At 70.0% G+C, this 18,024-nt stretch carries 16 protein-coding genes and 2 pseudogenes; 13 read left to right on the top strand and 5 right to left on the bottom strand.

The genetic code is table 11. The annotated features are described in order from the left end of the window. The first annotated feature begins 808 nt into the window (after positions 1–808). Positions 809–976 carry a hypothetical protein gene (locus ACF9IK_RS01740; protein ID WP_395292440.1) on the top strand — a complete coding sequence of 56 codons (168 nt, stop codon included), beginning with the start codon at positions 809–811 and terminating at the stop codon, positions 974–976. 140 nt (positions 977–1,116) lie between these two features. Here the strand turns inward: ACF9IK_RS01740 and ACF9IK_RS01735 are convergent, their stop codons facing one another. The 3 genes from ACF9IK_RS01735 to ACF9IK_RS01725 are packed head-to-tail and all read right to left on the bottom strand — an operon-like array spanning position 1,117 to position 2,731. Further along, entirely contained in the window at positions 1,117–1,620 is a 504-nt protein-coding gene (locus ACF9IK_RS01735; protein ID WP_395292439.1) for a hypothetical protein, read from the bottom strand. Between the two features lie 2 nt (positions 1,621–1,622). Further along, complete coding sequence (locus ACF9IK_RS01730; protein WP_395292438.1) at positions 1,623–2,171, bottom strand: hypothetical protein; 549 nt, start codon at positions 2,169–2,171, stop codon at positions 1,623–1,625. A gap of 20 nt (positions 2,172–2,191) precedes the next feature. Continuing rightward, the gene (locus ACF9IK_RS01725) at positions 2,192–2,731 is read right to left on the bottom strand and encodes a hypothetical protein (RefSeq protein ID WP_395292437.1); all 540 of its coding nucleotides are present in this window, start codon (positions 2,729–2,731) and stop codon (positions 2,192–2,194) included. Positions 2,732–2,867: 136 nt separating this feature from the next. On the opposite strand from ACF9IK_RS01725, the gene ACF9IK_RS01720 reads away from it, so the two are divergent. Both ACF9IK_RS01720 and ACF9IK_RS01715 read left to right on the top strand, forming a co-directional pair. Then, on the top strand, positions 2,868–3,956 hold the full coding sequence (locus ACF9IK_RS01720) for an IS630 family transposase (protein ID WP_395292202.1): 1,089 nt from the start codon (positions 2,868–2,870) through the stop codon (positions 3,954–3,956). Positions 3,957–3,991: 35 nt separating this feature from the next. Continuing rightward, entirely contained in the window at positions 3,992–5,359 is a 1,368-nt protein-coding gene (locus ACF9IK_RS01715; protein WP_395298439.1) for an NF041680 family putative transposase, read from the top strand. A gap of 72 nt (positions 5,360–5,431) precedes the next feature. Here ACF9IK_RS01715 and ACF9IK_RS01710 read toward each other — a convergent pair whose 3' ends face one another. Next, positions 5,432–8,689 (bottom strand): hypothetical protein, encoded by a 3,258-nt coding sequence (locus tag ACF9IK_RS01710; protein ID WP_395292436.1) that lies wholly within the window; start codon positions 8,687–8,689, stop codon positions 5,432–5,434. Between the two features lie 105 nt (positions 8,690–8,794). Here ACF9IK_RS01710 and ACF9IK_RS01705 point away from each other — a divergent pair, with 105 nt between their 5' ends. The 7 genes and pseudogenes from ACF9IK_RS01705 to ACF9IK_RS01675 all read left to right on the top strand — a co-directional run bounded on the left by ACF9IK_RS01705 (position 8,795) and on the right by ACF9IK_RS01675 (position 14,278). After that, the gene (locus tag ACF9IK_RS01705) at positions 8,795–9,292 is read left to right on the top strand and encodes a HEAT repeat domain-containing protein (protein ID WP_395292435.1); all 498 of its coding nucleotides are present in this window, start codon (positions 8,795–8,797) and stop codon (positions 9,290–9,292) included. 46 nt (positions 9,293–9,338) lie between these two features. Next, on the top strand, positions 9,339–9,548 hold the full coding sequence (locus tag ACF9IK_RS01700; RefSeq protein ID WP_395292434.1) for a hypothetical protein: 210 nt from the start codon (positions 9,339–9,341) through the stop codon (positions 9,546–9,548). Further along, positions 9,527–10,546: pseudogene (locus ACF9IK_RS01695) on the top strand (ISAzo13 family transposase); the annotation flags it as partial. The gene ACF9IK_RS01700 and the pseudogene ACF9IK_RS01695, both read left to right, overlap by 22 nt. A gap of 410 nt (positions 10,547–10,956) precedes the next feature. Next, positions 10,957–11,262: a hypothetical protein gene (locus tag ACF9IK_RS01690; RefSeq protein ID WP_395292433.1), complete on the top strand. Its 306-nt coding sequence runs from the start codon at positions 10,957–10,959 to the stop codon at positions 11,260–11,262. Between the two features lie 47 nt (positions 11,263–11,309). After that, the gene (locus tag ACF9IK_RS01685; protein ID WP_395292432.1) at positions 11,310–11,714 is read left to right on the top strand and encodes a site-specific integrase; all 405 of its coding nucleotides are present in this window, start codon (positions 11,310–11,312) and stop codon (positions 11,712–11,714) included. A gap of 102 nt (positions 11,715–11,816) precedes the next feature. Then, positions 11,817–13,265, top strand: a complete 1,449-nt coding sequence (locus ACF9IK_RS01680) for an IS1380 family transposase (protein ID WP_395292307.1) — start codon at positions 11,817–11,819, stop codon at positions 13,263–13,265. A gap of 209 nt (positions 13,266–13,474) precedes the next feature. Beyond that, positions 13,475–14,278: a tyrosine-type recombinase/integrase gene (locus ACF9IK_RS01675; RefSeq protein WP_395292431.1), complete on the top strand. Its 804-nt coding sequence runs from the start codon at positions 13,475–13,477 to the stop codon at positions 14,276–14,278. Positions 14,279–14,472: 194 nt separating this feature from the next. On the opposite strand, the gene ACF9IK_RS01670 is transcribed toward ACF9IK_RS01675, so the two are convergent. After that, on the bottom strand, positions 14,473–15,744 hold the full coding sequence (locus tag ACF9IK_RS01670) for a hypothetical protein (RefSeq protein ID WP_395292430.1): 1,272 nt from the start codon (positions 15,742–15,744) through the stop codon (positions 14,473–14,475). A 91-nt stretch (positions 15,745–15,835) separates the two neighbouring features. On the opposite strand from ACF9IK_RS01670, the pseudogene ACF9IK_RS01665 reads away from it, so the two are divergent. The 3 genes and pseudogenes from ACF9IK_RS01665 to ACF9IK_RS01655 all read left to right on the top strand — a co-directional run. Then, positions 15,836–16,090, top strand: a pseudogene (locus tag ACF9IK_RS01665) (site-specific integrase); the annotation flags it as partial. 63 nt (positions 16,091–16,153) lie between these two features. Then, positions 16,154–16,558, top strand: a complete 405-nt coding sequence (locus ACF9IK_RS01660) for a hypothetical protein (RefSeq protein WP_395298791.1) — start codon at positions 16,154–16,156, stop codon at positions 16,556–16,558. Between the two features lie 73 nt (positions 16,559–16,631). Further along, complete coding sequence (locus ACF9IK_RS01655; RefSeq protein WP_395292429.1) at positions 16,632–17,945, top strand: DUF6348 family protein; 1,314 nt, start codon at positions 16,632–16,634, stop codon at positions 17,943–17,945. Positions 17,946–18,024 lie beyond the last annotated feature (79 nt).

Genomic DNA, 18,024 nt, shown 5'->3' with positions numbered 1-18,024 from the left:
CCCACCCGACGCGACAGCCGGGCCGCAGGCATGCCCGCCACCGGCCAGAAGAGCCGAAACGGCCCGCCGGATGACCAACGGACCGTCATGAAAGATCGAGGCTAACTGAGCCCTTTCAGATCGCCCACTGATCGGGTGACGGAGCCGAGGCCGCAGCCGGTGTGGCCGACCGCGATCTCGCTGATCCGGGTGGCCGTCAACGTCGCACGACGCCTCACCCTGCTGAGCAAGGGTTGAAAGGGCTCAATGTCTCAACCACATAACGGATTACCCTGGATCTACACGCGTCCAGACCCTCCGTCGACACGGTCAGTAACTGTGTACCGGCAGCGCAGCCGACCGCGCATGCCGCTAGGCCGAAAGTGTGAGACCGGCGTATCCACCAGCGCCTTCCGGGGCATGCATGTTCGAGGCGGGGCGCATCATATTCGAACACTGCAAGATCATCCCCAAGTGGCAGTGACGCAGGGCTACGACTCGACTTGAGGCGGATTCCTCGCCAACTGCGGATTGAAAACGACCTACGCACCAATCGGACCGTTTCGCGCAGGCACGACAAGATCATCTCGTACGGCAGCCGCAACGGAGGGGCTACGACTCCCGCCTGGGCGGGTTCTTCACCAACTACGGGTTCACAAAACGGCCTATCGCACCAAATCGGACTTCTTCGCGAGTGCTGCCGGTCACGCAGAGACGACCGCGAACCTGACTTCCTCGAAAGGGCGAACTTCCGGACGGGCCTATCTTGTTGTCGTGGCTCCGGAGCCCTCAAGCAGTCATCGTCAACAGCGACTTGGGGAGCAGCCTGATGATCGATAAGGAAGATGCGGAATCTCGCAAGAACGAGCGGGCGGAGGTCCGCCGGTACTTGCCGAGCGCCCGGGTGCTGGCGAGGCGGGCGGCGCTCGGCCTGGCCTACGCCGTGGGCGCCCTGCCGGTGACCATCACTCTCCACTGGCTGACGTCACGCTGGTAGTACAGCACGGCCCTGCCCTCTGGAAGTCAAGGGGCAGGGCCGTGGGGCGCCAACGCCGTCTCACCTCGCCAGCCGTTCGCGGGCCTGCGTGTCACCGACGTAAATCATCTGGGGTGCAGATCTGATGAGGGTGCTGTCGATCACGCGGCGGTCGTGAGCTGGTCGCGGTAACGGGCCTGGTGGTTGGGGGTGAACTCCTGCTTCTCGTGCCAGGTCCAGTAGGTGTCGAAGTCGCCGTTGGTGCGCAGGGCGCGGAGCTTGAGCACGGCCTCGGAACCCGCGAGTCCCCAGCGGGCTCCGGTGATGTCGAGGCGGTCTTTGACCAGGTGGCGGCAGGCGCCTTCGATGATGCCGGTGGCGATCGGCCAGCCGCGTCCCAGTGCGGTGTCGTAGCGCAGGTACGGGGCCTTGTTGCGCAGGTAGGCGATGGCGTCGTCGATGCCCTTGCGGCGGTTCTTCTTCAGCCGGGCGGTGCGGGCGGCGGCCTGGAGCGCGGTGGCGGCCTGTTCGGCGCCGCCGTCGAGGACGGTGCGGGCGTGGCGGGCGACGAAGTCCTCGGCGGCCGCGTCGCCGGACTCGTGGAGGCACCAGGCCGCGGCCCAGAGGTATTCGAGCACGTGGATGAGGTCGATGACGATGGTCACGCTCACGCCTCGGCGTTCGGCTTCGGCGGCACCAGGGCGTCGTAGAAGGCGTCGATGTCGGCCGCGGCGCCGACGGCCAGTTCCTGGACCTGCCGGTGCCCGATCCCGGCGTCGGTCACGGCGTTGACCCGTTCGCACGCCTCGGCGAACGAGCCTCTGGACGCTTCGATCGCCGCGAGCTTGGCCAGCCCGTGGCTGTGCATCCCCGTCGGCAGGTTCAACACCGCATCGGCCGGATGCAGATCGGCCACCGAGGTGCCGCGGTAGGCGATCCTGGTGACCTTCACCCTTCCGAACACCGTCGCCAGGATCCGGGACCGGTCCCGCTCGGTTCCGGTCGCGTCCGCGACCTCGGGAAGCCCCTGTTCGGTCAGCGCCCGCAGTCGCAGATGATCCTGGAACAGCTGTCGGGTCACCTCCCGCATCCGCGAGCCCAGAAGATCCTCCAATTGCGAGTGCGTCAACGTCGCCGCACCGGCGGACCCCAGCTCGTCGGTGACCTGATCGAACAGGCGACGGGAGGCCGCGAACGCGGTCTCGGCGATGGCCAAATCCGCCCCGCATCCCGCACTCATCGTGCACCCGCCCGGGACGACAGCGCGAACAGCCCCGGCTCGGTCTCGGCCAGGATCTGGCGCTCGACCAGTCGCTTCAGCTTCGAACGCATGCCCTCGACGTGTTTGGCCTCCATCCCCAGCCCCACGGCGGCGCACACATCCTTGCACCGCAACGGCCCCGAGGTCTCGGCGAACACCACCAGGATCCGCCGATAAGCCGGCGAGGTCACCATGGCGTCCCCGGACACCTCGGCAGCCAGCACCACCGGCACCAAGTCCGCCAACGGCAAGACCGCGGACTCCGCATCCCCGACCCGATCCGCACCCGCCACCACCGGGACGTCGGCCAGCACCTCGTCCACAGTCTGGCGCGTGATCTGCCACCGAGACAGTTCCACCTCCACCCGCGACAACTCCTCGGACAGTCGGGCGATCTGCTCACGCAGCCGATCGACGCGGCCACGAGCCGTTGCCTCCCTGGCCTCCAACGCTTCGATCAACGACGGCACCACACCACCCACCCCGGTCAGCGCCCGCACCAGCGGCGAGCTCAACGCCGACGACGGTAGAAGCCAGCAGTCCCAGTCACACCCCAAAACCCCGCGAATCACCCCAACGAGGCACCCTCATCAGATCTGCACCCATCTAGTGTCCCGAGTCTCAGGAAGTCTATAGAAGTATGCTGATCTCATGGCACGCATGGGACGGCCGACGGCCGAGGTGGTTCTGACCGACGACGAGCGTGAGACGCTGCTGCGTTGGTCCCGGCGGGCCACCTCGGCCCAGGCTCTCGCGTTGCGCTGCCGCATCGTCCTCGCCTGTGCCGAAGGGCTGTCAAACACGCAGGTGGGAGCAGGCCTCAATATTCATCCGACCACCGTGGCCAAGTGGCGCAAGCGGTTCGCCGCGGACCGGTTGGAGGGGCTGGCGGACGAGAAACGCCCTGGGCCGGCCCGGACGGTGAGCGACGAGCAGGTCGAAGAAGTGGTCGTGCGGACGCTGGAGACCACGCCGAAGGGCGCCACGCACTGGTCGACCCGCGAGATGGCCAAGGAGATGGGGCTGAGCCAGTCGACCGTCTCGCGGATCTGGCGCACCTTCGGTCTCAAGCCCCACCTCACGGACACTTTCAAGCTGAGCAAGGACCCGCAGTTCATCGAGAAGGTCCGCGACGTCGTCGGCCTGTACCTGGATCCGCCGGAGCGGGCCATCGTGCTGTGCGTGGACGAGAAGTCGCAGATCCAGGCGCTGGACCGCTCGGCACCCGTCCTGCCGATGATGCCCGGCATGCCCGAACGCCGCACCCACGACTACCTGCGTGGCGGTGTCACCACCCTGTTCGCGGCACTCAACACCGCTACCGGCGAGGTCATCGGCTCGCTCCACCGGCGCCACCGCGCAACGGAGTTCAAGAAGTTCCTCGCCAAGCTCGACAAGGAAGTCCCCGCCGAGCTCGACGTCCACCTGATCTGTGACAACTACGCCACCCACAAGACCCAGGCGATCCAGAAGTGGCTGCTGGCGCACCCCCGATTCCACATGCACTTCACGCCCACCAGCTCGTCCTGGCTCAACCAGGTGGAGCGCTGGTTCGCCCTGCTGACGGACAAGCAGATACGCCGCGGCGTCCACAAGAACGTCCAAGCCCTGGAGAAGGACATCCGCGACTGGATCGCTCACTGGAACGAGGACCCCAGGCCGTTCACCTGGACCAAGTCCGCCGACGAGATCTTCGAACGCCTCGCCGGCTACCTGAACCGCCTGCCAACCAAACCCTAATTATGAAGTGGTTCTAAGACTCAGGACACTAGGAACTGTCCTCCTTTCGAATGGACTTGTACGCCGCGATGCCACGCCGCGCGGACGCACTGCTTGAGCTGTCGGATGCCTTGCTGTGCGCTGACGGTCCGGTCCGCGCCCTGGTCGAGCTGGCCCTGGCGCCCGAGCACCGGCGCTCGCACGCCTCCCTCTACGCCGCCTTGAACCGAGGAGACCTCGACGCTGACCGCCTTCGGGCCGCGATCGCGGCCCGAAACGTACCCCGCGGCCCTGGCGGACGGATCGTGCTCGCCGTCGACGTGTCCGCCTGGCTGCGGCCGGACGCCAACACCAGCGACAGCCGTTCCTTCTCCCACACCTACGGCCGGCGCGAGAACACGCACAAGATGGTGCCAGGCTGGCCCTACTCCTTCGTCGCCGCCCTGGAGTCGGGCTCGACCTCGTGGACGGCCCTGCTGGACACCAAGCGCCTGGAACCCGGCGCGGACACCGCGGCCGCCACCGCCGACCAACTGCGAGAAGTCCTGCGCGGCATCCTCAACGTCGGCCACTGGAAGCTCGGCGACCCGCCGGTGCTGATCGTGGCGGACGCCGGCTACGACGACCCGCGCCTGGCCTACCTCCTGCGGGACCTGCCCGTCCAGATCGTGGTGCGGATGCGCTCCGACCGCGTCTTCTTCAATCCCGTGCCCGACGACTACCGGGTGGGCCCCAAGGGCGGCAAACCCCGCAGTCACGGAGCCCGGTTCACACTGGCCGACCCCGCGACCTGGCGCGACCCCGACAGTGACGGCAAGCACACCACCCGCCGCTACGGCACCGCCCGCATCCGGACCTGGCACCGCCTGCACCCGCGTGTCTGGCGACGCTCCGCGTGGAGCGACCACCGCGGCCAACTTCCCACCATCGAGGGCACCTTGATCCGCCTCGACGTCGACCTTCTGCCCTCCGGCGGCACCCCGAAGCCGGTCTGGCTGTGGTTCTCCGATCCCACACCCTCCGACGAGGACACCGACACCGCCTGGCACGCGTTCCTGCGGCGCTTCGACCTGGAGCACACCTTCCGCTTCCTCAAGCAGACCCTGGGCTGGACCCGTCCCCGCCTGCGCGAACCCGCCGCGGCCGACCGCTGGACCCGCCTGGTCCTGGCCGCCCACACCCAACTCCGCCTCGCCAGAACCCTCTCCGCGGACCTCCGTCGGCCTTGGGAACGACCCCAGCCCGCCGAACGCCTCACCCCCGCCCGGGTCCGGCGCGGGTTCCGCAACATCCGCACGACCCTGCCCTGCCCGACGAATGTTGCGAGACCCTCCCGACCTGGACCCGGGCGCCCACCCGGCCAGCCCAACCGCCACCGAGCACCCATCTACGACGTCGGACTCGCCCTGGTCACCAACCAGTAGCGAACACGCAGGCGAGAGCCCGAACGAGACAGAAGATGATCACCGAAGGTAAGACGACAAGCTAAGGTCCACTCACGCTGGATCGGTGAATACCGCCAGCGCCGCGTCGCGGACGTCGGGCCGGGAATGGCTGCGCAGCGTGTGCAGCACCTCCCGCCAGGCGATGGGCCAGCCGAGCTGCGCCCCGGTCGTCGTCAGTATGACGGCGAACAGGCCGGGAGCGAGTCCGTCGTCGGCGGCCAGTCGGCGGGCGGCTGCCAGGGCGTGTTCGGGAGCCTCCCGCCGTCCGTTGCCGTACGGGCGCAGCGACTCGGCGGTGGCCACCGCCAGTGCCGGACGGTCGGCGACCAGGACGGCCAGTTCGGCAAGGCGCTCGCCCAGGTCGGGTGCGTCCAGGTCGAGCGCCTTGACCAGTCGGCGGGTGGCCTCGGGCAGCAGTGTGGGTTCGGTCAGCAGGAGCGAGCCGACCTCGCGCTGGGTGGCCCGGAAGACTGGTGCCGGCACCTCCGGGCTCCAGATCGAGCCGGTGAGCGCGGCGATCCGCCGCCGGGCCGGCTGGTCGCGACCAGGCAGAACCGGTTCCCCGGCCTGCACGGTCTCGATCAGCGCGGTCAGGGCGTCCGCCAGGACGCTGCCCGGCGCGCAGCCGCCCAGTGGGTGCGGAGCGTCCGACAGCGCCACGCCGGTCAGTACCCGGGCCGCTCCCTCCCAGCGGTCCCGCTCGGCGAGGTCGGTCACCAGGGGGACCAGTGCCCGCACCGCCTCCGGCGCGTACCGGCCCCAGGAGACGAGTTGCCCTCGCGCGGGTGTGGCGACGAGGAGGTCGTCATCTGTCGCCAGTCGGGCCATCAGGCGGGTGAACGCGGGTCGGTGCTCGGCGGGTACCTCGTGGGCGCGCAGGTGCTGGACGAGCGCCGCCCGCAGCCCCGGCGGTCCGTCGGCCGCGTTGGTGAGCACGTCCCACAGCGGCAGGTCGGCGATCCGTTCGCTGATCACCGCCAGCACGGCGGCACGGGCGTCCTGGTGCTGTTCGGGCGCCGTGTAGGCCTCACGCAGCAGCACGGCCGCGTCGGCCAGGACCAGGTGTTCGGCGGCGAGCCGCACGGCCTGCTTGCGGCTGGTCACTCTCGCCCCCGGATCGAGCGCGATCCGGCGCAGCCCGGAGCGGAGTTCGGCGCTCGGTGCGAACCGGGCGGCGCGGCCCGCCGCGTACAGGGCGACCCGGGACCGGTCGTCGGCGGCGTGGGAGAGCAACTCGGCCAGTGCCCCAGCGGGGTGCTCGGTCCAGGGCAGCGCGGCGAGCGCGGCCTCGGCGAGGACGATCTCGGGAGAGTCCGCGTATCGGCGCAGCAGGGCCTCGCCGTGGACGGGGATCCGGGCGGCGGCGCGCAGGGCGGCTGCGCGCTCGTCCAGGGCCCGTGCGGGGTCGCCGACCGTACGGGCGAGCTGTTCGATGGCCGCGTGCTGTTGTGCGGGGTACCAGCGGTCGGCGTTGGCGAGGTCGGCTGCGGTCAAGGCAGTGGTGAGCAGGGGGCCGAGCAGATCGGTGCGGACCCGGGTCAGTACGGCCCGCACCGGGGTCAGGGCGATGGCCGACGGCCTCGACGCGAGCAGCCGGGCCACGCGTTCGGGGCTGGTCGCCGGGTCGCGCAGCAGCTGTGCGACGGCCCGTTCGACCGCGCTGTCACCGCCGGAGTGCAGGACGCGTTCCAGGATCTCGGCGAGGGCGGGGGCGCGTCGTGCCTTGGTGCCGAGCGTCTCGGCCAGTGCGAGCAGCAGGGCGGCGTCTCGGGACCGTGCCGAGCGTTCCAGGGCGGCCCGCAGCTCTTCGACCGCCGCGCTTTCGCGCCGCGGGGGGAGGGTGAGGCCGGTGCCGTCGGTCCGTTCGATGGTGCGCACGGCCCAGGCGAGCAGTTCGCGGGCCGGCCCGCCCGCGTGCTCGCCGAGGACGGCTCCGGCGAGGCGGACGAGTGAGGCGCGCGTGCCCAGCGAACAGTCCCGAGCTGCCAGGGCGTCGTCGGTGAGCCGCTCCAGCGGCCCGGCGGTGGCGTCGTCGAAGAGCCTTGGCGGCACCGCCGCGACCGCGTCCAACGCCTCACGGCGGACCGGGTCCTGCTCGTTGCGCAGTCGCGTGAGCAGTTCGAGCGCCTCGGGCAGGGCACCCGGTTCCCCGCAGAGTTCGGCCTGGCGGACCAGCTGTGCCCAGGCCCAGCCGCGGTCCCAAGCCTCGGCCGCGCGGGTTTCGGCCAGCAGCCTCGGCCGTGCCTCGGCGACGGGCAGCAGGGTGAGCGGGACGAGGTTCTGGCTGTCCGCTGCTAGCCGGGCCCGCGCCCGCACGTACCGCTCCTTCGCAGGCAGCGCGGCGAGCACGTCGACGGAGTACCAGTAGTGCGGGCCGGGCAGCGCCGCTACCTTGTCGTAGAAGGCTGGCCGCCGGGCCGGGGGCATCTGCCGCAGCAGCGCCAGGTGGTCCTCGTGGTGGCGGTACGCGAGCGCGACGAGGCCATCCGGCCGGGCCGCGACCAGTCGGCGGGCCAAGTCGGCCCGCAACGGCGGGTCGTGGCGGTGCCGGTCGATCGCGAGCAGCAGGCGGGTGGTCCGCTCGGCGCAGACTGCGGCGAGGTCGGCGAGCCGATCGCGCAGCGGACCGGGGAGCGTGCGCACGGGGTGGCGCTCCAGCAGCTCCAGCACCCGGGCCGGTTCGCGGGTGGCGGCAGCCGCCAGGCCGAGGGCGTGCCACTCCCAGGAAGCCTGCCGCAACCCGTACGGCAGGTCAGCGAGTTGACGCTCGGCCTCGTCCAGCACGGCGCCCGGGTGGCGGCGTCCGAGCGAGGTGGAGATCGCGTGCACCAGCATCGGCAGCTCGGCGGCGACGACTTCGGGCGAGCAGACCGGCAGCAGCCGGGCCGCCTCCGCGGCGCCCCAACGTCGGCGGATGACGGGCACCAACCGCTCGGCCACCGCTGTGCGCCCGGCCCGCAGGATGGCACGGGCCAACTCGTCGCGGACCGCCTTCGAGGCGGTGAGCATCGTGAACTCGAGCTCGTCGCCCGGGAAGGGCAGCTCCCCGACCGCTCGGTGCGCGTAGCGACGCACCACCGGGTCGGGGTCGTCGATCCGGTCGATCAGATGGCGTGCCTGCCGTCCGGCGAGGGCGGCCAGCGCGGCAAGCCGACGTTCATACAGGCCCCGGCCGTCCAGCTCGGCGAGCAGGGCCGACAGATCGGAGGAGGCGAGGGCGGCGGCGGTGCGGGCCACCTCGCGCAGCCGCAGCGGGTGGGGCAGTGGTTCGACGGCGGCGAGCAGCCGGTCGGCAATCAGTCGAGGCATCGGCGACGATTGTGCCCGGCGGATGCGGCACGGGCACCCGAATATTCGCGGTGGTGCGCTTGCTGGCGGCACAACCCGGTTCGAGACAGCCGTTCTTTGAGCCGCATGAGTATGGGGACAACGGCCGTTGACGCCGTTCGGGAAGCACTTCCCGCACTCGCCGTCCTGCTTGCCTCGGACATCCCTGAACTGCGCGCCGAGACCGCGAACCTGCTCGCATGGTTCCCCGAGTCCGCCTCGATATCGGTTCCGCTGCTGAAGGCGTTCGTCGCCGATGAAGTCTCACCTGGCGCCGCGGCGACGGGCGTGGTCGCCCTCGGGCTGCTCGGCGAGCCGGCGACCGTCCCCTTCATCGAAAGCTACCTGGACAGTCCCATCGTCGAGCTGCGCTGGGCCTCCGCCTTCGCGTTGACGCGACTCGGCATCGCCGGTCCGGCCGTCGTCGACGTGCTGATCCAGGTCGTCGCCCGGCCGCCGGAGAAGACCGGGACGATGTCGTTCCTGAGCGGCTCCTACGGCAGCCTCGCAGTGATGGCCCTGGCCGAAACGTCCGAGGCCACGACGCTCCGGGCGGTCGATGCCGTGCTGGCCGGCCTGGCTTGACTGCACGGGCGTCGAGAGGTTCTACGACAGGTACTACACAGTGCAAATGCTGTTCACGCGGGTCTTCCCGGGTGAACCCGCCGAACCGCCGCAGTCCTTCGGCGATCTGAGCGACGTGCAGCAGCGTGTCGTGCGCTTCGTCGCTGGCCATGGCAAGGATGCCCGGTCACACCCCGCAATGGGCCCGCCGAGGAACTACTGGTTGCTTCCGGGATTTTGGATCGTTGATGTGGTATGGGGCGTTTCGATGGGTTGATCGAGCCGTTGCGGGCGAAGCTGGAGGCGATGGGGCCGCATCTGGATGAACGTCAGCGTCGGCTGCTGTACGCGGCGGAGGCGCGGCAGCTCGGACACGGCGGGATCACCGCCGTCGCTGAGGCCGCAGGCGTCTCCAAGGGGTGCGTCAGCCGGGGACTTGCCGAGCTGGAGAAAGGAGCCGAGCCTGATGGCAGGGTGCGCCGCCCGGGCGGGGGCCGCCCGGCGCTGACCGAGAAGGACCCGGGACTGCGTCCCGCACTGCTGTCCCTGGTCGAGGACAGCACGCAGGGCGATCCGATAGGGCCGTTGACGTGGACGACGAAGTCGCTGAGGCACCTGGCCTGTGAACTCGCAGCCCAGGGCCGCGTCGTGGGCCGGGACACGATCGCCGCACTACTGAAGGAGGCCGGGTTCAGCCTGCGGGGCAACGCCAAGGTCCTGGCAGGCAGCGGTCATCCCGACCGCGACGCTCAGTTCCGACACCTCAACGACAAGGTGCGGGAGTTCCTGGCCACGGGCGACCCCGTGATCAGCGTGGACACCAAGAAGAAGGAGCAAATCGGGCTGTTCGCCCAGGCCGGGCGGGAGTGGGCCCCTCCCGGCGCGCCGGTGAAGGTCCTCGACCACGACTTCCCGACCAAGGCGGTCGGCACCGCGATCCCGTACGGCGTCTACGACATCGGGCGCAACACCGGCTACGTAGTGGTGGGTACCGACCACGATACCGCCGCGTTCGCGGTCGCAGCCCTGCGCCGCTGGTGGAAGGAGGAAGGCCGCGTCGCCTACCCGCACGCGCGCCGACTGCTGGTCACCGCGGACGGTGGCGGCTCCAACAGCTCCCGCGCCAAGGCTTGGAAGGCCAACCTCGCCGTCCTCGCCACCGAGACCGGCCTGGAGATCAGCGTGTGCCACCTGCCACCCGGCACATCGAAGTGGAACAAGGTCGAGCACCGCCTGTTCTCGTTCATCTCGATGAACTGGCGTGCCCGTCCGCTGAACTGGTTCTGTACGGCTCTTCTGGCCCCAGCTGACCGAGTCTGCTGGCCCCGGCTGTGTGATCGCGAAGTTCGTGTTCGCGAGAAGTGGCCCCAGCAGGTGCCTTGTGGTGGGAGCATCGTTGTGCTCCAGCACAGCAGGGGGCCGGTATGCAGCCGAGATCCAAGGTCGAGTTGTTCGCGGCGATCCGCTCGGATTACCGCAAGGAGAAGCTGTCCGTCCACGAGTTGTCCCGTCGGTACGGTGTCCACCGGCGGCTGGTCCGGGAGGCGTTGTCCTCGCCGTGGCCGTCTCCTCGCAAGCCTATGCCGCCCAGGCCGTCGGTGCTGGACCCGTTCAAGGAGGCCATCGACGCCATCCTGCGTGCTGATCTGACGGCTCCTCGCAAGCAACGGCACACCGTCAAGCGGGTGTTCAATCGGCTGGTCGCCGAGCACGGTATGACGGACGTGTCCTACGGCCGGGTGCGGGACTACATCGCCCGCCGGAGACCGGAGATCTGGGCCGAGGCGGGCCGGGGGCCGGTGAACCTCTTCATCCCGCAGACGCACCGTCCGGGTGAGGAGGCGGAGGTCGACTTCGGTGACGTCTACATCAGCCTGAACGGCGTCCGTACCCTGTGCTACTTGTTCGTCTTCCGGCTCTCCTTCTCCGGCAAGGCCGTCCACAGACCCGTTGACCGCACTATCGGCGTGTCCTACGAGTTGGCCTGGTGAGGGCGAGGAGTCTCCGTTCGGGATGTTCCCGATGAGACGGAGACGTGATGGATCGCGCTGCGGCGATGGAGGAACGCGAGGTGACCGGGCTGGTGGTGGCCCGAGTCGGTAGCGTGGAGGCGACCAGTGCCGCGACGCTGCCCTGGGTGGTTCTCGACGGGGCGGGGCGGGCGATCACCCCGGTAAGCGACTTCCTGCGCGAGTTGCTGGCCTGCGGCAACACCCCGGCGTCCTGCCGTTCCTACGCCTTTGACCTGCTGCGCTGGTTCCGGTTCCTCGCGGCAGTGGACGTGGAATGGAACCACGCGAAACGAGCGGACGTACGCGACTTCGTCCTGTGGCTGCGGACGTGCCACAATCCGGCGCGGGACCGGCGCCGCCCGGACGCGCCGGTGCCGGGGTCGCTGAACGCGCGTACCGGCAAGCCGTATCTGACCCGAATCCGCAGGTAGTGGCGGAGGCTGGTAGCTGATACGACGACAGGTGCGCTTTCGGTTTGAGAAGATTGAGGTTCCTACGCCTAATCGACTCGAACGTGAAAGTGCACCTGTCTGGTGAAGACGATATCGCGTCGCCGTACCGCCTCCCGTACTCCCGGTGGTCGCTGGACCCGTCTGAACGCCCAGGTGGGCGGGGTGGACGGGTCGCTGACCGAGAACGGCGGCCTGCTGCTGGTTGCCGAGCTGGACCGGGTGCTGGGGGTCACCGCCGCGCTGGACGCGGGGATCGGCCCGGTCAAGGAGCGCGACCGGGGCCTGTCCGGGGGCGAGTTCGCGCTGGCCTGCGCGGTGGTGCAGCTGACCGGAGAGGACCACCTGGTCGGCTTCGACCGTCTGCGCGCGGATGCGGTCGGCGAAGGGCTGCTGCCCGCACCGGTCCCGGCTGCTACCACAGCCGCCACGCTCGCGGCCCGGTTCGGGCAGCCGCAGCGGGAGGGCGTGGAGACCGCGTGCGCGAAGCTGACCGGGCGGGCGCTGGCAGCGCTGCCGGTCACCGAGCGGGCCCGGATCCTGTCCGGGCGGGTGACCGTCGACCTGGACGCGAAGGACGTCGAGGTGTTCTCCACCCGCAAGGAACAGGTGGTCCGCTCCTACAAGGGCGAGATCTCCGCACGGGTGCACGCCGCGCACTGGGCCCAGGCCGGCGTGGTACTGGTCGCGGACCTGCTGGACGGCCGCTCCGACGGCCGCACCCACGCCCTCGGCCAGATCGACCGGGCCGTGGACGCCGTCCGCGCGGCCAACGCCACAGGACAGGTCCTGTTCCAGGGGGACACCGGCTACTTCGCGGGCAGGGTCGCCGAGAAGATCGTGGCCCGTGGCGCGTTGTTCCGGCTCGGCGTCCCACGCAGCACGGCGCTGTGGCGAGCGGTCGCCCGCGTGCACGAGGACGACTGGATCGACGCCCTCGACTATCCCGACGCGCAGGCCGCCCTGCTGGACCACGCACCGGCCGGCTGGCCGGAAGGCACCCGGGTGATCGCCCGACGAGTCCGCTACGACGCGGCCGACCTCTCGGCCGACGCGCGCTCGCGTCGCTCGCGGACCGTCGGCAGGGACCAGCTCGCCCTGGTGCTGGACGGCATCGCCGATCAGGCGTTCGCCTACTCGTTCTTCACGACCAACGAGGTGCTGGACCTGGACGAGGAGATCGCGCTCGCGGAGTGGGAGTTCCGTCGCCGCACCGAGGTCGAGGAACTGTTCCGCGACACCGCCCACGGCGCCGGCCTGAACCACCTGCCCTCCGCGTCCCACGCCGTCAACGCCATGTGGATGTGGGGCGCGCTGCTGGCCTACAACCTCTCCGCCTGGCTGCAGATGCTCGCACCCATCGGCACCGCACGCCGTCGCATCGCCACCGTCCGTCGCCTGCTCATCGCCCGCGCCGCCCGGTTGACCAGCACCGGTCGCCGCCGTCGGCTCCGGTTCACCGCCGCAGCGGCCAGCCTGATCGGCCAGACACTGGCCCGCATCCGAGCCCACCGCCGCCTCCAGTCCGCCTGACCGACCGCCCCGACCGGTCCAGAACCACCCGCCACCGCCTTGGAAAGCCGCCCACCCGACGCGCCAGCCGGGCCATTGGCCTACCCACATACCCCACACTCCAGCCGACGACCAGCCAAAGAGATCAACTGACAGGCCGTCGGCCACTACCTGCGGATTCGGGTCTGAGGTCGGGCTATGCTCCGGCGACCATCAACCACGCGGTCTCGGTGCTGGCGGCGTTCTACGACCACCATCTGCAGACCGGGCAGGGTCCCGTGGTCTCCCCGGTGCCACCGCAGTCCCGTGACGGCCGCCGGCCGGAGGCACATCACAACCCGCTGGAGCCATTCCAGCTGCATCGGCGGGGCGCCTACCGGCAGAAGCAGGTCGACCGCGAGCCCCGCGCCGTCTCCGACGATGTCGTCGAGGACCTGTTCAACTCCCTGGGCTGCCACCGCGACCGGGCACTGTTCTCCATGTTCTTGTCGAGCGGCGCCAGGGCCGCCGAGATGCTGGGCATGACGATCGGCGACGTCCACCCGGGCGAGGGACGGATCTACGTGCAGACCAAGGGCCTGGGCGGCGCGAAGGAAGCCTGTCCGGCCTCCCCGGAAGCCTTCGCCTGGCTGGCCCTCTACCTCGGCGACCTGGCCCAGGACGGCCACCGGCGCGCCCCGCACGAGCCGGTCTGGTGGACGCTGCGCGGGCAGACCCGCCCGCTGACCTACACCGCCCTGCGGGCGGTGCTGAACCGGATCAACGCCAGGATCGGGGCGAACATCACGCTGCACGACCTGCGGCACACCCTGTGTCTGCGCCTGATCGAGGACCCGGCCATCACCCTGGTCGACGCCCAGCAGGTGATGCGCCACCGGCGCATCACCACGACCAGCACCTACCTTCGGCCCAGGACCGACGAGGTCATCGCCAAGGTCCACGAGCACTACACACGCCCCAAGCCGCCGCCGCGGCCGCTGACCGGCTGGGCCTACGACCCGGACGACCTCGCCGACGTCTTCGGGAACCGCTGATGGCCCGGCACGGGCGCGTCGCCCGCACCCCGGTCAGCCCACGCGACCCCGCCCTCCTCACCACCGCGCTGCCCCAACCCAGAACCACGACGCTTGCCAGCGGCCGGGAGTCCGCGCATCGCGATGAACTTACCCGCCTGGCCGAGGGCCTGCTGAAAGAGCCGACCGTCCGCAATCTGTGGCGTCAGCAGCTCTCACTGACGCGCATCCTCGACTGGCTGGAGGGATTCCCCGCCGACACCTGGCAGGACCGATGGCTCCTGAGCGGTTCCGACGAGGTGGGTCCGGGCTGGGGACCCCAAGGGCTCAGTGCGGGCACCCGGTCGCGGTTCACCGCCGGTCTCGGCATCTTGATCGTCCTCCGGGCGGTCCGGCCCTCCTACAGTTGGCTGTTCGGCAGCCGGCTGCTGGGCGTCTACGACGCCTACCGTCGCCACAACCAGCCGGAGCTGTTCGCCGAACTCCAACAGCGCGTCGGCGGACAGCGCTGCGACGAGCATGCGACCGATGCCCTGAACGTGCTCACCCGCATGAGCATCGTCACCGGCAAGGACCTGCTGGCCTTCGACCTGGAAGACCTCACCGACTACGTCCAGGCCCGTCGGGACAACGGCCGCACGGTCACGGCCTTGCCCCTCGCCTACGACATCCTCCACGCCGTCGGCGGTCTCAAGGACTCGCCACCGACCCTGCGCGAGGCCCAGGCCCGCGGCCAGCTCACCCCGGCCGAGCTGATCGACCGCCACCCGATCTCCAACCGCGCGGTCCGCGACGTGCTCGTCCACTACCTCGCCGAGCGGTCCGCCGTCCTGGACTACGGCTCCCTGGTCAACCACGCCCAGATGCTGGCCGACTTGTTCTGGGGCGACCTGCAACGCCACCACCCCGCGATCTCCTCGTTCACCCTGCCCGACGAGGTCGCCCAGGCGTGGAAACAACGCGTCCGGGTCCTGCCCGACGGGCGACCGCGCCGCACGGCCCACGCCGTGTTCCTGGCGGTCCGCTCCTTCTACCTGGACCTCTCGCAGTGGGCGATGGAAGACCCGGCCCGATGGGCGGCCTGGGCCGCCCCCTGCCCGATCAGCGAGGCCGACATCCGCGGTTACATCAAGGAGACCCGGCACCGGCAGGCACGGATGCAGCAGCGCACCCGCACCCTGGTCCCCGTCCTGCCGCAGCTCGTCCGCGCTGCCGAGACGCGGCTGCGGCACGCCATGCTCCTGCTGCAGGCAGCCCGCTCCGCGATGCCGGGCGAAGAGTTCACCGTCGAGGGCTCGCGCTATCGCCGCACCGGCCGCAACGGGAGCCACTGGCGCCCCACCGCGCTGTTCCTCGCCCCGGTCGACGTTCCCGGTCCCCGGTTCGATGCCGATTGCGAGGAGAACAACGCCTTCTGGACCTGGGCGAGCATCGAGGTCCTGCGACGCACCGGGGCCAGGATCGAGGAACTCCTGGAGCTCACCCACCTGAGCCTGCGTCAGTACCAAGCACCCACCGGCGAGACAGTGCCGCTGCTGCAGATCAGCCCTTCCAAGACCCAAGGGCACCGGCGATCGGGTGCCGCTGCTGACCCGTTACGACGGCTACGAGCGGGTCTTCGGGCCCCCGCTGCCCCACCTGTTCCAGTGCCCCTCCCAGCACCGGCTCCAGGTCATCTCCCCCAACCGGATCCGCGAGCTCCTCACCGACCATGCGGTGCGGGCCGGCATCGTCGACGTCGACGGGGCACCGCTCAGGTTCACGCCGCACGACTTCCGCAGGATCTTCTCGACCGAGACGGTCAACGGCGGCCTGCCGATCCACATCGCCGCGAAGCTCCTCGGGCATCTCGATCTCAACACCACTCAGGCTTACGTCGCCGTCTATCCCGAAGAGGTGATCCGCCACTACCGGCAGTTCGTCGACCAGCGTCGAACCCACCGGCCTAGTGAGGAATACCGCGAGCCCAGCGACTCCGAGTGGCAGGACTTCCGCGACCACTTCAGCCTGCGCAAGGTCGCGCTCGGCACCTGCGACCGCCCCTACGGAACCCCCTGCCAGCACGAACACGCCTGCATCCGCTGCCCCATGCTCCGCCTCGATCTTGCCCAGGAACCCCGGCTCCTGGAGATCGAAGTCAACACCCGCCAGCGCCTCGGAGAGGCCCAACGGATGCAGTGGCTCGGCGAGGTCGCCGGCCTGCAGGAGAGCCTGCGGCACATCGCCGACAAGAAACAGCAGGCACAACGCCTACGAGCCCAAACCGGCGAAGGGGAAGACGGAGTCACCTCGCTTGGCTAGGCGATCAGGCCTCCGCGATGATGTGGGCCTGCCCGAGCGCTGCCCGGTCGGCCGGGCTCAGTACCATCCACGGGTGTCCTGGATACGACGTCGTACGCGCAATGAGGAACCGCCGGCGAACCGGCTGCCCGACCTGGAGTTCCTCGCCCTGGTGAAGGCCGGGCTCGAAGAGTTTGCACCCGGCGTGACGCAGGGCGCCCAGCTCAAGGGGAACTCGTTGATCAGCCCACACGGTTGGGCCGTGGCCGTAGCCCCGCCGCACCACGGGGGCGGCCACCACTACGACCTCGTCGCGCTACCAGACGTCGGTCTCCAGCCGGACGTGCCGTGCTTCATGGACTGCGTGGTATCGATGTCCGCCGATCCACAGGACGCCGCGAACACGTGGGTGCAGACGGCAGGCGCCTGCCTGCTGGAACTCCTTGACCGCAGCGAGCACTTCGCGGACCACGCGGGCCCCGGCGACGAGCGCGGCGTGCCCGGCTGGCACGCGATCACGTCCGGCGCGGTCGGCCTCGGACGCGACGTCGACGAGAACCGGCGGCTTCAGGGCGCGCTGCTGGAAGCGAACGTGCTGCACCGGATCGCGGAATCGTTCACTACGGACCTGGAATCGCCCTTCTTCAACGGCATCAAGGTCTTCTATGGCGGCAGCCCCGGCGCGATGCAGGCCGAGATCCGCGTCAACGGTGAGCGCCACGAGGCCGCATCGGCAGCGATGGCGGCGCTCGGACTGCCCGAGCCAACGACGTTCACGGCAGTGCGGTTCTATGCGCTGCTGCTTCCGCTGCCGGCGGGCGGGGGCGAGCCGAGCTACCCGACCGTCCGGCTCGATCTCGCTCCCGCCTCCGTGCAGACCAACGCCCACAGCCACGGCACCGCCTGCGGCTGCGACTGCGGGGGCCACCTCGACCCGGAGCACCCCGGCTTCGACCTGGCCCTACCCCACCTGGTCGCCGAGCTCTCGGAAGAGGAACGCAAGCGCCGCGTGAAGTCCGATACGGGCGCGATCATCATCGCGGAGGGTGTCGGCAACTTCCTCAAGGTCCGCCTCCCGATCCGTCTGGACGACGGACGCACGGTGGTCTACCTCGCCTGGGTCTACCTCCAGGCAGCCGTGATCGACGACTTCGTGCAGCGGGTCCACAACGACGACCTGGCCGGCCACCGCTTCGAAGGCCTGCTGTGCAACACCATTGGCCCCTGGGGCGAGGACGTCCTGCGCGCCCCCGTCGTCCTCGGCGGCCAACGGATCAACGAGGACGGCTCGGTCCGCCGCAGTGAGGTTCTGGAGTCCAGCGACCCCCTGCTCAGCAAGGTACTGAGCGAGACCTGGCCCGCCGCCTTCGTCCTCGGCGACCGCTTTCCCCGCTCGCCGTCAAGCTGAGATGCCGGCAGGCGAAGCGGACCCGAAGGCACGGAGCTCGATCCAGTAGAGGACTGGCATTAGGCGCTTCGCCAACACG

The organism is Kitasatospora hibisci (assembly GCF_043950205.1).
GTDB classification, from domain to species: Bacteria; Actinomycetota; Actinomycetes; order Streptomycetales; family Streptomycetaceae; genus Kitasatospora; species Kitasatospora hibisci.
The sequence above is the reverse complement of the archived record's forward strand: the minus strand, read 5'-3'. Positions and strand labels throughout refer to the sequence as shown.

Excerpts from the sequence above, each read along its gene's own strand:
- ACF9IK_RS01705 (WP_395292435.1), top strand. The coding sequence starts at position 8,795 with ATGAGTATGGGGACAACGGCCGTTGACGCCGTTCGGGAAGCACTTCCC.
- ACF9IK_RS01700 (WP_395292434.1), top strand. The coding sequence starts at position 9,339 with ATGCTGTTCACGCGGGTCTTCCCGGGTGAACCCGCCGAACCGCCGCAG.
- ACF9IK_RS01685 (WP_395292432.1), top strand. The coding sequence starts at position 11,310 with ATGGATCGCGCTGCGGCGATGGAGGAACGCGAGGTGACCGGGCTGGTG.
- ACF9IK_RS01740 (WP_395292440.1), top strand. The coding sequence starts at position 809 with ATGATCGATAAGGAAGATGCGGAATCTCGCAAGAACGAGCGGGCGGAG.
- ACF9IK_RS01710 (WP_395292436.1), bottom strand. The coding sequence starts at position 8,689 with ATGCCTCGACTGATTGCCGACCGGCTGCTCGCCGCCGTCGAACCACTG.
- ACF9IK_RS01720 (WP_395292202.1), top strand. The coding sequence starts at position 2,868 with ATGGCACGCATGGGACGGCCGACGGCCGAGGTGGTTCTGACCGACGAC.